The following is a 13,276-nucleotide window of genomic DNA, read 5'->3' as shown; positions in this document are numbered from 1 at the left end:
CTCATCTTAAAAATAGCGTGGACTTAATATTCTCGGCTTTTTGCTCTTAAAGGTTATGCTAACCGAAATTTCGTGCGTGCCGCTTTGGTAGCCTGCAAGCTGGCTGGTAGTAAAATCGTATGAATAACCAAACCGGAAAACATCATTTACCTTAAGTTCGAATATGGCGGCGATGGCATCGCTTTTATCAAGGCCGTTTTGCAGGTTGCTTTTATTCCAGATCGTAACCCCGGTGCGGTACGAAGCACCCAACCAGATGATCTTATTCAGTAATATAAACGCGTTAAGATCGAGATTGGTAGGGCTTTTAAAGTCCTCTTTAAACATTACTGATGGTTTAAGATCGAGATTATCTGTTAAAGGCAGCAATGCACCGGCTGTTAAGTAAACATGCCGGGTTTCCCTAATCACTGCCGGATTATCAGTAAAACTGGTAGTGCCCGATAAAACATTAAGTACCGATGCGCCAACATAATAGTCGGGTGTATAATAATAGATACCTAATCTAAAATCGGGAGTTAACTTACTTTCACTGCCCGATGGCACATTACCGTCACCAATATCGGTAGCGGTAAATTTTGAACCGTCAAGGCTGTATTGTACCAATCCGGCAGCAATGCCAAAGCTTATGCGTTTGGTATCATTTTCATCTAAGCGCAGCCTGTAAGCATAATTGGCGTAAAGTGATGAAGTGTTTTGCGGGCCCAAAAGATCAGATGTGGCGATGAAGCCTAACCCGATGTTACTGTTCCTTGTTAATCCGTCGGCAGATACTGTGCTGGTTTTTGGTGCACCTTCAATACCTGTCCACTGCAAACGGCTGCTTAAACTTAAGGTCCAATCTTCTTTATAACCCGCGTAGGCCGGGTTAACAGCCAATCCGTTAAAAATATACTGACTAAACTGTACAGTTTGCTGCGCATAGCTCCTGGCAAAGCCAAAAGCTAAAAACGTCAGTAATATGTACCTGTTAATCTTCATCTTTTTAAATAGATCCAGCCTTTAAATGTGGTTATTGTACCCGTTGTAGGCTCTTTACGATTTAATACATAGTAATAGGTCCCTTCGGTTAAACCGCTGCCGTCCCAGTTATTGGGGTAATTATCGCTGCTATAAACCTCGTTGCCCCAGCGGTTAAATATCAGCAATTGGCTGCCGGGATAAAATTGCAGTCCGCCGATAACCAACTGATCATTCTTGCCATCGCCATTAGGCGTAAAAATATTGGGTATGCTTATAGCCGATGTAACCACATGGATAACCACCGTATCCGGGCAGCCACTACTGCTTGTAAATATAAAGCTGTAGTTACCAATATCGGTAAGGCCGGTAACCGTAGTGGTTGCGCTGGCGGGGGTAGTAATGTGAGCAACTGTTGGGGTAATGCCCAATTGCGACCATGTACCGGTAGTGTTTGCCGTTAAGGTAACCGTTGTGTTCTGGATCACGGTTTGATCGGCACCGGCATTTGGCAAGGCTGCAAATACCGTACTATTGGTTTTAATATTGTTACAGCCCGCGCCCGATGGTGCAGCATTACATTCGGCAGCTGGGTCGGTTGGGGGAGCTGTATCGGGGTTTGTGGCATCAGGGTCGGTATAGTCGGCCGCCCTGAGCATGCTTGCGGTTACATTCAGGCTTCCGCCGGATGGTACCGCACTAACTTTCCCGGTAATAGTAAAGGTGCGCACGGCACCATTGCTCATATCTAAAACAGCATCGTATGCGCCAGCGCTTACAGTACCCGATATCAAAGCTGACGTGCCTGTTGTTGCTGCGCTTGTAGCAGATAAGCCGGTAATTTCGGTTGGGTAGGCAAAATGAAATTTGGTGCCCACAGCATCGCTTGGGCCGTTATTGCGCACAACAACGGTATAAATAACATTCTGGCCAACGCAGCCCGTATTGGAGGTAATGCTAACCGTTTCGAGGTCTGTTTCGCGGATGGTAAAATCAACCGTAGCCACAATGGGGGTTCCGACGGCATAGGCCCAGGTATCTAAACTTTTCTCGTTGCCAAACTCGGTAGGCCCGGCTCCGGGCGTGCCCCATTTGTGGCCGTTAATCAGGCTGCTGATACCGGTGGTGTTTACTAAAGGATTTGATGGCGTGCCGCCGGTAACTGTTATTGGGCTATCGTCCCAGTAAACCGTATAATCGGGCGAAAGATTGCCGTTGGTGCGGGTGAGTAAAATGCCATTGATATTTCGTTCAACATCAAAAAACGGAAAATGAACTTCGGCGCCATACAGCGACAAACGGATGGCGGCAGTATATTTGCCGGTGCTTGCCGGTACTTTGTTGCCTAAACCGTCAAGGCCATCCCAATAAATACTGTTTGTACCTGTATTCACAATGCCTGTTATCTTACGGTCGATGGCGTCGGTAAACACACCGTTTTTATTCACATCAATGGTAATGATATAAGTGCCGTTTGCACCGGCGGTAAAACCGATGCTTCCACCCATAGGGCTTGTTCCGGCAAAGCTGGCGGTGCCTTCAATACCGGTAAAACCAACATTGCTGATGGTTGGCACAAATGGCGGGTTTAGCAACCAGGTTGTACCTCCACCGGGGGTATTGGCGGTTGTGGGTAAGTCGGCAGCAGGCGCGTTGAAAAATATTTTGTGGGTAATATCGGTTTGTGTATCAGCAACTCGGGGGTCCTGCACATTAGGGCTGGTTACATTGTCGACACTTTGGTAGGATGCCGCTCCTGAGGCATTGCGAAAACCTTTATTGTTTACAAAAAATGCAAATCCATCGCCTGCCTGGCCATTATTATTGAGGGTGTATTGATATCCGTCTTTTGTGAGTATCTGCACAATGGCATTAAAACCGATATCATAGGCACCTAATAAACCCGAAAAGATGTTGGTATACACCCGGCCGGTTAAAAAAGAAGTGTTTGATGCGTCGCGAACAGAAATATCAAAAGCTGCAATATATTCGGCAAACGGCTGTGTCCAGTTTGCCAGCGCCGGCAGTACAGCAGGACTGGCACCCGAATTAGCACCATTATTAGGAGCCACAAAATCTATTTCCCAAACACCGGCCTGGCCTGCTAAAACAGTTTTGGTAAAGGGTGTATAACCGCCTGCATTGGGCTGCGGCCCTGCCAGCTCCTGTGCAAGGTTGGTTATTAAACCAACTGTTGTGGAGTTACCACTTGTATAAGTTGAGCCATCGGGTGCCCGTAAATTGATAGTGCCCGCGCCCATACCCTGTGCACTTGAACCTACATTGATCGTTTCGCCAACTTTAACGTAAACTTTTGTTGTACCGACGGTAGGAAAGGGGAATGACGGGGTCGCGATATTACTTGAATATAAATAAGCCCTGTTGCCGCCGTTTGCGATTAATTCTTTACTGCCTTCGGCAAAAGCAGGGATGTTATTGGCAAAAAAAAGAAATAAAACACCTGTCAGGCACCATCCTGAAAAAGCGGTTCGGTTTAATTTGCGCCTGCAATAAACTGATATACTGTTAATTATATTTAGGATGGGTAACAGTTTCGACATGCGGAAATAGTTACAATTAAAATTTGAAGATAAATAAAAACTGTAATAATACCTGCTTAACTGGTAAATAGCGTTTTTGGTATAATTAGACATAAAAAACTTAAATTACAATCGGTTGCATAATTAATTTTTTTCCTTACCTTCAACTATCCAATTATACCCACAATGAAAACAAATTTTTACAGAACTATTGCGTTCGCACTTGCCGCTTCTTTGGTGATACCTTTTTTATCACTGGTTCCTAAAAAGCATTATGCTTATAACTTTCAAAACCCGGAGCTACCGGTTGATACCCGTGTAAACGACCTGGTATCGCGCCTGACGCTTGAAGAAAAAGTGGGGCAGATGCTCAATGCTGCTCCGGCTATTGAGCGCCTCGGCATCCCGGCTTATAACTGGTGGAACGAATGCCTGCACGGCGTGGCACGCACACCGTTTAAGGTTACGGTTTACCCGCAGGCCATTGGTATGGCAGCAACCTTTGATAAAAACTCGCTGCATACCATGGCGGATTATACGGCCGAAGAAGGCCGGGCCATTAATAATGAAAGCCTTAAAGATGGTAAGCATGGTATTTACCTGGGATTAACTTACTGGACACCCAATATCAATATTTTTAGAGATCCACGATGGGGCAGAGGGCAGGAAACCTACGGCGAAGATCCTTATTTAACAGGAGCTATGGGCAAAGCCTTTGTAACAGGTTTGCAGGGAACAGACCCTAAATATTTAAAAGCCGCTGCCTGCGCCAAGCATTATGCTATCCATAGCGGCCCCGAACCATCACGGCACGTTTTTAATGTAGAGGTAAGCGATTACGATTTGTGGGATACGTATTTACCGGCTTTTAAAAACTTAGTGGTTAATGCCAAAGTTGCCGGTGTAATGTGCGCGTATAATGCGTTTCAAGGGCAGCCGTGCTGCGGTAATGATCTGTTGATGACCAGTATATTGCGTAACGACTGGCATTTTACCGGTTATGTAACTTCTGATTGCGGTGCGATAGACGATTTTTGGGAGCGGCATAAAACATCGCCCGACGCAGAAGCCGCTGCAGCCGATGCTGTTTTGCACGGCACGGATGTAGAGTGTGGTAACCGTACCTACAAAACCCTGATCGCTGCAGTTAAGGATGGTAAATTACCTGAAAGTCAGTTGGATATATCGCTAAGAAGATTGTTTACGATTCGTTTCCGTTTGGGAATGTTTGATCCGGCTGAAATGGTTAAGTATGCCCAGATCAATACATCAGTATTAGAGAGCCCTGCTCACCAGGCGCAAGCGCTGAAAATGGCGCACCAATCCATTGTGTTATTAAAGAATGAAAACAACACCTTGCCCTTAAGCAAATCTTTGAAAAAAATAGCTGTTATCGGTCCGAATGCTGATAACGCAAAAAGCGTATTAGGTAATTACAATGGCACACCCTCACAACTGGTAACTGCCCTTGCGGGGATCAAAGCCAAATTGGGCGCAAATACCGCGGTGGTTTACGAGCAGGGGACGGATTTTGTAGGCTCGCCGGATGCAAAACCCGATTTTGATGCCGTAGCTAACCGGGTTAAGGATGCCGATGCGATCATTTTTGTAGGTGGTATAGCACCACAATTAGAAGGGGAAGAGATGAAGGTGAGCAAAGCCGGCTTTAGCGGCGGCGACCGCACCACTATTTTGCTGCCGCAAGCCCAAACCGATTTGCTGAAAGCATTAAAAGGCACAGGTAAACCGGTTGTTTTTGTGATGATGACCGGCAGCGCCATTGCCACGCCCTGGGAAGCCGAAAACCTGCCGGCTATTGTTAACGCCTGGTATGGCGGGCAATCGGCGGGTACGGCTATAGCCGATGTTTTATTCGGTGATTATAACCCTGCCGGGCGCTTACCGGTTACCTTTTATAAAAGTGATAACGATCTGCCCAAGTTTGATGATTACTCAATGACTAACCGCACCTATCGTTATTTTAAGGGTACGCCTTTGTACGGTTTTGGTTTCGGTTTAAGCTATAGTACTTTTAAATATGATAACCTTATTATGCCAGCCACCATTAGCAAAACAAAAAACACTGTTGTAAGCGTTAAGGTAACCAATACCGGTAAACGCGATGGTGAGGAAGTTGCTGAGCTTTACCTGTCGCATATTAATGCAAAAGTTAAAGCGCCGATAAGAGCACTGAAAGGTTTCGACCGGATATTTTTGAAAGCAGGTGAGAGTAAGGTTGTTAAGTTTGAATTATCTGCCCAGGATCTGTGGTTAATTGATGGAAAGGGCCATGCCAGTATCCCAACAGGAAAAGTTAAGATCAGTGTTGGCGGTAGCCAGCCGGATGCACAAACCGAAGCCGTAAAGAAGACCGTATCGAAAATAGCATCAGTTATATAAGGGGGGTAATATGGTTTTAAGTAAGTTTTGATTTTATTTGTCGATATGACAATTATTGATAGATTTGTTACAACCAATAAAACCATTCAAAACCAAAATGTACAAATTAAGAACTGTTATGTTGCTTATTTGCACCGGCTGTGTGCAGATGACTTTTGCTCAAAATAAAGACTATACCATTAAACCGGTATCATTCACCAAAGTAAAGCTGGATGATAATTTTTGGTCGCCGCGGATAGAAACTAATCGTACGGTTACCATACCGGCATCATTTGCCCGTTGCGAAAGCACCGGCCGGGTAAAGAACTTTGAGATGGCGGCACAAAAGAGCGGCAAGTTTTGTACAAAATTCCCTTTTGATGATACGGATATTTACAAGACAATTGAGGGCGCTTCATTTTCGATGGCTGTACATCCGGATCCTAAGCTTGATCATTACGTTGATTCGCTGATAGCGATAGTGGGTAAGGCGCAGGAACCGGACGGTTACCTGTATACTGCACGTACTATCGATCCGCAGCACCCGCATGCATGGTCGGGTTTGGAGCGCTGGGTTAAAGAACATGAACTGAGCCACGAATTGTATAATTCGGGACACCTGTTTGAGGCTGCAAGCGCACATTACCAGGCAACAGGGAAACGTAACTTTCTGAATATCGCCTTAAAAAATGCCGATTTGCTGGTACAAACCTTCGGCCCCAATAAAATGCACATGGAGCCGGGCCACGAAATTGTTGAAATGGGATTAGTTAAACTTTACCGCATTACCGGCAAAAAAGATTACCTGGACCTGGCTAAATTTTTTATAGATGAGCGTGGTAAACGTGTTTACGATAAAAACAGCAAAGATGAATGGAAAAACGGGATGTACTGGCAGGATGATGTACCTGTAATAAACCAGGACGTGGCCGAAGGCCATGCTGTGAGAGCAATGTATCTGTATTCGGGTATGGCTGATGTGGCTGCTTTAACCGGCGATAAAGAATATATAGCCGCCATTGATAAGATATGGAACAATATGGTGGGGAAAAAGATCTATGTGCAGGGCGGTATTGGTGCGGTGCCCAGCGGCGAGCGCTTTGGTGCGGATTATGAGTTGCCTAATGCAACCGCTTATAACGAAACCTGCGCCGCTGTAGGCGATGTTTACTGGAACCAGCGGATGTTTTTATTGCACGGCGATGCCAAATATATAGACGTAATGGAAAAGGTTTTATATAATGGCCTGATATCGGGCGTTGGATTGAACGGTAACTCCTTTTTTTATACCAACGCCATGCAGGTTAACGGCGCTTCGGGTAAGGGTGTTGAAGCTGAGCGATCGGGCTGGTTTGAATGTTCATGCTGCCCAACTAATTTAGCGCGTTTCCTGCCATCGCTTTCGGGTTATATGTATGCACAAAAAGACGACGATGTATTTGTAAACCTGTTTATAAAAGGCGTTGCGCAGCTTTCAGTCAAAAACCAGCCGGTAAAAATAACTCAGCAAAACAGTTATCCCTGGAGCGGCGCATTAGCTTTTGTTATCGATCCTGCGAAAGCAGAGCAGTTTACCCTAAAAATACGCATACCGGGATGGGTACAAAACCAGGCCATACCATCTGATCTGTATAGTTTTGAAAATGGCAAAGCGCAAAATGTAGTTGTAAAACTTAATGGCAAGCCGGTAAAATACACCATGCAAAATGGTTACGCGGTGATCAGTAAGGTGTGGAATAAAAACGATAGGGTAGAAGTTAACCTGCCAATGGAGGTTAAAAAAGTTATTGCTAATCAACTGGTAAAGGATGATATCGGTAAAGTGGCCGTACAACGCGGTCCGATCGTATACTGCGCCGAATGGAAAGACAACGCGGCAAAGATCAGTAATGTAGCGTTACCACAAAATGCTGTTTTTAAACCCGAATTTGATCAAAGCCTGTTTAACGGCGTTACGGTGCTGAAAAGTGAAGTTGCTCATGAAAAATTAACTCTGATACCTTATTGCGACTGGGCAAACCGGGGAAAAGGGGAGATGCAGGTTTGGTTTCCACAAGCCAGTATGTAATTTAGCAACGTTCTTTTTAATTAGCCGACGTAGCTCAGCTGGTAGAGCAACGCATTCGTAATGCGTAGGCCGCAGGTTCGATTCCCGTCGTCGGCTTACCGGATTAAATAAATTATTAAAAATCCAACACCTGATCAGTTACGTAAATGATGTTGTAGCAGGGTGACTAAGTGAGGTTAGAATCAAAAAAGGTTCCGGGTGATCAGTTTCCGGGGCCTTTTTTATTAAAATAGTTTCAATTGGGCTTCAACAGGCGGTTTTGCTTTGCCAAATACTGTACGGCCGCCATATCTCCACGATTCATTCCGTTCTTTTTCGATCACCTTATCAAAATCGGCATTCGGCGTAAAATTGTTTTCTGCTCTTTGCGCTATCTGCGAAAGCTTTTTGATGGCGTCCTGTTTGTCAGACTGGCCAAGCTTTGCCTTATGTACCGCAGTTTGTAGGGTCGCGATGGTTTCATCATAAGTTTTGATAGGTACCGGGAACGGATGCCCATCCTTACCACCGTGCGCAAACGAAAACCTGGCCGGATCGGTAAAGCGCGATGGCGTACCGTAAATTACTTCGCTAACCAACGCCAGTGACTGTAATGTACGTGGTCCCAACCCTTCAAGCAATAATAACTCGGCAAAATCAGATGGCTTCTTTTCATGCGCCAACCATAATACCGATCCAAGCCGTTTCAGATCAACATCTTTGGCACGTACATCATGATGCGCCGGCATCACCAGTTTTTTAATTTCGGCAAGCATTCTTTCCGGTTCTTCGCGACTGATCTCCATTACAGATGACCTTGTTGGTGCTGCATGCTTATCAACCATATTTAAAATCAGGCCGGTATTTTTACCATAAATAGACGTATGAGGTTCTTCTACAAATGATGTCAGATCGGGCGAATGCCAGTGATACCTTCGTGCTGTTGAACTATGGTCGCTCATACCTTGCTGCACAACTGCCCATTGACCTTCGTTGCTCACTATAAAACTATGTAAATACAACTGAAAACCATCCTGAATAGCAGTATTATCAACCTTGGCGCTTAGTTTACTGCAACGTGCGAGGTAATTACCGTCAAGGCCGGTACGTTCGCCAACGGTCATCAGCTCGGCGGGCGTTTGACGGCTAAATTTACCCTTACCGCCACAAATATAAATACCTAATTCTTTTGAGTGTGGATTGATCGATCGCTTTAAAGCACCCATAACCGAGGTTGTAATGCCTGATGAATGCCAGTCCATACCCATAACCGCTCCCAGGCTTTGAAACCAGAATGGATCGCTTAAACGGCGCAGTACCTCAGCTTTGCCGTATTCGGTAATTACAGCTTCAACAATAGCTAAACCAAGCTTAGCCATGCGTTCGGCAAGCCAAATGGGCACATAGCCATAGTGTAACGGTAAATCTGTATTGCCCGATCGTTTCATTGCTAACAAAGTTAGTAAAATAAATCTTTGAAGGATGGTAGGCGAGGAGAGTTGAAATTAAATTTTATTTTTGAAAACATAAATTCCTCCTATGAAAGTAAAACTTATACATTTGGGCATAATAATCCTTAGTTTTTTTTCTTTTACCCGATTATCAGCACAACAAACAACCATACCACACATAAGCGGAACTGTAACCGTGTCTGTTAAAAACGGAACGGTTTCTTGTGATTTAGAAATGAGCAATTTACCGAGAATTAAAGGTTACAGCTTATGGTTAAACAGCGGGTTTAATATAGATGCTATACGCGATAGCTCTGATAAATTTGGTTATGGCTATGAGCGGTATTATAATGGTGAGAAAAGTTACGAAACCTTACAATATTTTTTGCCGGCGTCAGATAATAAAACACGTTTTCTGCCAAAGAAATTCCGGATCAAATATGTTGGCGCGTTCCCTGTGAAGGCAGATACATCAAAATACAACGACCGGGGCGATTGGAAGGGAAACGTGGCCATTAACGATAAATACCTGCGTTTAACCGAGCAATCAGCCTGGTATCCGATATTGTATGATACCCTAAAAGATGTACAGTACCAAAAAGTAACTTATGACCTAAAGATCATAACCGATAGTAAAGCTATCTTTTTGAACGGATCGCCGCCTGTACAGGCATCAACTGCCAATTTTAAATCGGATGTGCCGGTTCCTTTATTACTACTTGCCGGCGATTTTGATTTTAGTAAAAACATGAATACCTATTTTGTAAATACGTTTTTAGATAAAAAACAACAAGATGTGTTAAGCGGATGGTCTAATAAAATAACAAATTTCTATTTGGAGAAGTTAAAAATACCATACGGCAGCGCTATTACATATGTTGGAGCAACAGCCGTTTCCCGAAAAAACGCATGGCTTTTTGTGACTTACCCAACTGTTGCCTTTATTGCCAATCATGATGGCTATAGCATAAAGAGTTATTTTAACGATAAACAACAACTAAAAGATAGTTCATTAGTTGCGTTCTTTTCGCACGAGCTTGGACATTATTACTTTGGTACATACCTGGTACCGAATGCTGAATTAAGGTGGATGTTTTTGGAAGGTTTTACAGAATATATTTCCTTAAAAGCACGTCAGCAGATTTTAGGTGACAAATTCTATTCGAACAGTTTAGCCAACTATGTTAAAAAATTGAAAAATTTTGAAGCTACACCAATCTCATCTATAAAAAATGAAAATGATATTAGTGACGTGTACAGATACAATTATATTCCGTTATTGTTAACAGCACTTGAGAAACAGATTGGCGAAATAAACATGTGGAAATGGCTGAATATTGTTTTAAATAGCAAAGATGTTAATACCAATTATGCTTTCTTCAAGTCTTCGCTAATACAAAGCGGCATAACCTCGCAGCAATATAAAACTTTCGAAGACAGATACATCATATCAGCAAATGCAAAACAAAATGTGCTTGATGATATAAAGTGACACTTTACACACCATTTTAATATATTCCTATAATTAATATTATGTTAAGTAAAGAAATCGATAAAGAGCCCGGATGCTTCTTCCGGGCTCTCCTTTTATTGTTTTAAAGCGTCTATCTTTTTTTGAGTAGCTGTGGCGTTAGCCATATCTTTCAAACCTAAATAACACTGCTTTAAGTTTGTTAAAGCATCAATTGATTTTGGATTGATCTCGGTGGTTCTTAAAATAACCGGTTTTGCAGCGTTAAAAGATGCTGTAGCTCTGGCCATTGCTGCATCATATTCTTTTTGTTTGCTTGGTGGTAATTTTTGAGCTGCATTAAATTCAGTAATTCCGGGGTTTAATAAAATATAACCCAGGTTTAAACTGGCCTCGTAGTAATTAGGATCGATCTCTAATGCTTTGCGGTACATCGCTTCGGCTTTGGTAAAATCCTTTGTCTGGGTGTAAGTTAAGCCGGCATAGTAGTAAAGTGTTTTGTTTTTTGGATCCCCGGCAATTGCTTTTTCTATTTTTTCGAGCACTTTGGCCTGGTTACCTGCCTGCAGGTTTAGCTCTATTTCCCTTTTTGAAAGTTTATTATCATTAGGGAATTTTTCGGCGCCTTCGGCTACCACTTTAATTGCTGATGCTGTATCTTTTTTCTGCAAATATATTAATGACAAGTCGGCATATACATCTGGATTTTTGGAATACTTGGTCTTGATCAGTTGGCTATAGTATTTAATAGACATATCATATTTTTGTGCCGCAGCTGCAGATAAGCCGGTTAAATACAAAGCTGTAGTATCATCCGGGCGGGTTGTGCGGAAATAATCAAAATCGTTATAAGCAGCTTCATATTTAGCAGCCTGATATTGCTTTACCCCGTCATAATATTTGAATTGGCCAAGCAGATCAGACGCTTCATCTATCGCTTTTTTATTTTCGCCTTTGGTATCTAATTCTTTAGCTTTTGCTAATGCCTCTTCTGCTGTTGCAAAATATGGTGTTGCTGCAGCAGGCTCTTGTTCGCGTAACGCTAATGAAGCATATATCTGCGCCTTAACGGCGAACGTAGCCGGAAGAGTATTGGTTTTTGCATTGGTTGATGCCTTGTCTATAGATGCTTTTGCATTATTAAGACTTGTTTTGGCCTTTTCTGCTAAAGGGCCGGCTTTTTGGCCTCTTAAAGTAGAAAAGCTTCCGTACTCTTCAGTCGCGGTATTTAATTCGCCTTTTTGGGCAAATAATGTAGTTGCCGAAACAAGGCAAACCATACCTGTTATCAGAAATTTTAATCTCATGGGGTTAATAATTTGTTAGCTGTTTTAATTTACTGTTTACTTTGTTTAATTGGCTATCATTGCCTGTTTGCAAATATAACATTTGTAACGCTTTTAAACACATTTGGTTGTTCGGAGAAATTTCTGAAGCTTTTTCGAGCCAGCTTCTGGACTGGTTAATGCTTGCCAGGTAATTTTCGTGCTTTTTTTCGGTTGCTGCTTTGCGCAGATATAACAATCCTAAATTAAATATCGGCGTATAATCTGTACTGTTAAGTTCTATAGCAGTTTGATAAAGCGATTCGGCTTTTTTAAAGTCGTTTAGATGGTCATAACAATTTGCAGCCAGAAATATCAGGTCGGCGTCGTTTGGTGCATCGGTTAGCAAGGCATCAACCAATGGGCGTAATTTGGCATAATCTTTCCGGTTGTTGTAGATGTTGGCTTCTTCCAGTTGCAAATACCTGTCGTGCGGGTAATCGGCAATACCGTCCTGGATGATCTGTAAGGCACGTGAGGTATCGCCTAATATTTTGTAAATATTTGCTGCCGACTGTATATACTCTATCCGTGGTTTTTTTGCCTGTAATAGGGTATCGTAATAAGTAACAGCGGTTGTATAACTACCCAACTTATAATAAATGTTGCCAAGATAGCCATTTAACTCTTTATCTGCCGGAACATAACTTTTCGCGGTTTTAAAATCGGCTATAGCCGAATGATAATTATTATGTGTATAACTATCGAAAGCTTTTCGCAAATAAACATTTGCTATACAGCCTTTTATGTAGTTTACTTCAACCTCGTACTTGTATATTTTGCGATTATGCAGTATGCGGTTTACCAGTTTGGTTGTCTGTAAAAAAAGGGTGTCGGGCTGTTTGAGTTTATTGAGCGAATCGATATAAACTATACTGGAGTATACTACCGCCTTATAAACGTTTTTGCCCAGATCAAGCGAGTCAGCACGGGTTTTAAATGATGCATCGACCGATTTTTTGGCATCCGCGAGATATTTAAGATCGTTTTTTTTATAATAAAATGCAATGTTATTAATTACATCCTTCATTGCCTCTGTTTGACAAAAGGCAACGGAGGATGTAAAACCTATACAGATTATCAGTAAAAAAAATTTACGGATA

General features: G+C 42.8%; 8 protein-coding genes and 1 tRNA gene. 4 read left to right on the top strand and 5 right to left on the bottom strand.

The window, feature by feature from the left end; translation table 11 throughout:
* Positions 1–6: 6 nt before the first annotated feature.
* Together ACFGVR_RS19335 and ACFGVR_RS19330 are read right to left on the bottom strand one after the other, a co-directional pair.
* Positions 7–981 (bottom strand): PorP/SprF family type IX secretion system membrane protein, encoded by a 975-nt coding sequence (locus tag ACFGVR_RS19335; protein ID WP_448699097.1) that lies wholly within the window; start codon positions 979–981, stop codon positions 7–9.
* Positions 978–3,521, bottom strand: a complete 2,544-nt coding sequence (locus ACFGVR_RS19330; RefSeq protein WP_448699096.1) for a T9SS type B sorting domain-containing protein — start codon at positions 3,519–3,521, stop codon at positions 978–980. The genes ACFGVR_RS19335 and ACFGVR_RS19330 overlap by 4 nt, the downstream gene beginning before the upstream one ends.
* 165 nt (positions 3,522–3,686) lie before the next feature.
* Here ACFGVR_RS19330 and ACFGVR_RS19325 point away from each other — a divergent pair, with 165 nt between their 5' ends.
* The 3 genes from ACFGVR_RS19325 to ACFGVR_RS19315 all read left to right on the top strand — a co-directional run bounded on the left by ACFGVR_RS19325 (position 3,687) and on the right by ACFGVR_RS19315 (position 8,043).
* Positions 3,687–5,900, top strand: a complete 2,214-nt coding sequence (locus ACFGVR_RS19325; RefSeq protein WP_448699095.1) for a glycoside hydrolase family 3 C-terminal domain-containing protein — start codon at positions 3,687–3,689, stop codon at positions 5,898–5,900.
* Between the two features lie 97 nt (positions 5,901–5,997).
* Positions 5,998–7,947 carry a glycoside hydrolase family 127 protein gene (locus ACFGVR_RS19320; RefSeq protein WP_448699094.1) on the top strand — a complete coding sequence of 650 codons (1,950 nt, stop codon included), beginning with the start codon at positions 5,998–6,000 and terminating at the stop codon, positions 7,945–7,947.
* Positions 7,948–7,970: 23 nt separating this feature from the next.
* A tRNA-Thr gene (locus ACFGVR_RS19315) sits at positions 7,971–8,043 on the top strand.
* A gap of 128 nt (positions 8,044–8,171) precedes the next feature.
* On the opposite strand, the gene ACFGVR_RS19310 is transcribed toward ACFGVR_RS19315, so the two are convergent.
* Positions 8,172–9,374 (bottom strand): DUF763 domain-containing protein, encoded by a 1,203-nt coding sequence (locus tag ACFGVR_RS19310; RefSeq protein ID WP_448699093.1) that lies wholly within the window; start codon positions 9,372–9,374, stop codon positions 8,172–8,174.
* 238 nt (positions 9,375–9,612) lie between these two features.
* Between ACFGVR_RS19310 and ACFGVR_RS19305 the strand changes: the two genes are divergently transcribed.
* Positions 9,613–10,869 (top strand): hypothetical protein, encoded by a 1,257-nt coding sequence (locus ACFGVR_RS19305; RefSeq protein ID WP_448699092.1) that lies wholly within the window; start codon positions 9,613–9,615, stop codon positions 10,867–10,869.
* Positions 10,870–10,964: 95 nt separating this feature from the next.
* Here the strand turns inward: ACFGVR_RS19305 and ACFGVR_RS19300 are convergent, their stop codons facing one another.
* Positions 10,965–12,155: a tetratricopeptide repeat protein gene (locus tag ACFGVR_RS19300; RefSeq protein ID WP_448699091.1), complete on the bottom strand. Its 1,191-nt coding sequence runs from the start codon at positions 12,153–12,155 to the stop codon at positions 10,965–10,967.
* Positions 12,156–12,159: 4 nt separating this feature from the next.
* A complete protein-coding gene (locus tag ACFGVR_RS19295; protein WP_448699089.1) occupies positions 12,160–13,203 on the bottom strand; it encodes a tetratricopeptide repeat protein in 1,044 nt (347 codons plus the stop codon).
* Between the last annotated feature and the right edge of the window lie 73 nt (positions 13,204–13,276).

Source organism: Mucilaginibacter aureus, assembly GCF_053514885.1.
Note: the sequence above shows the minus strand (reverse complement) of the source record. Positions and strands in the feature narration are given on the sequence as shown.

Bases quoted from the DNA above. Each gene is read 5' to 3' on its own strand.
- ACFGVR_RS19330 (WP_448699096.1), bottom strand. From the start codon at position 3,521: ATGTCGAAACTGTTACCCATCCTAAATATAATTAACAGTATATCAGTT.
- ACFGVR_RS19295 (WP_448699089.1), bottom strand. From the start codon at position 13,203: ATGAAGGATGTAATTAATAACATTGCATTTTATTATAAAAAAAACGAT.
- ACFGVR_RS19310 (WP_448699093.1), bottom strand. From the start codon at position 9,374: ATGAAACGATCGGGCAATACAGATTTACCGTTACACTATGGCTATGTG.
- ACFGVR_RS19320 (WP_448699094.1), top strand. From the start codon at position 5,998: ATGTACAAATTAAGAACTGTTATGTTGCTTATTTGCACCGGCTGTGTG.
- ACFGVR_RS19335 (WP_448699097.1), bottom strand. From the start codon at position 981: ATGAAGATTAACAGGTACATATTACTGACGTTTTTAGCTTTTGGCTTT.
- ACFGVR_RS19325 (WP_448699095.1), top strand. From the start codon at position 3,687: ATGAAAACAAATTTTTACAGAACTATTGCGTTCGCACTTGCCGCTTCT.
- ACFGVR_RS19300 (WP_448699091.1), bottom strand. From the start codon at position 12,155: ATGAGATTAAAATTTCTGATAACAGGTATGGTTTGCCTTGTTTCGGCA.
- ACFGVR_RS19305 (WP_448699092.1), top strand. From the start codon at position 9,613: ATGAGCAATTTACCGAGAATTAAAGGTTACAGCTTATGGTTAAACAGC.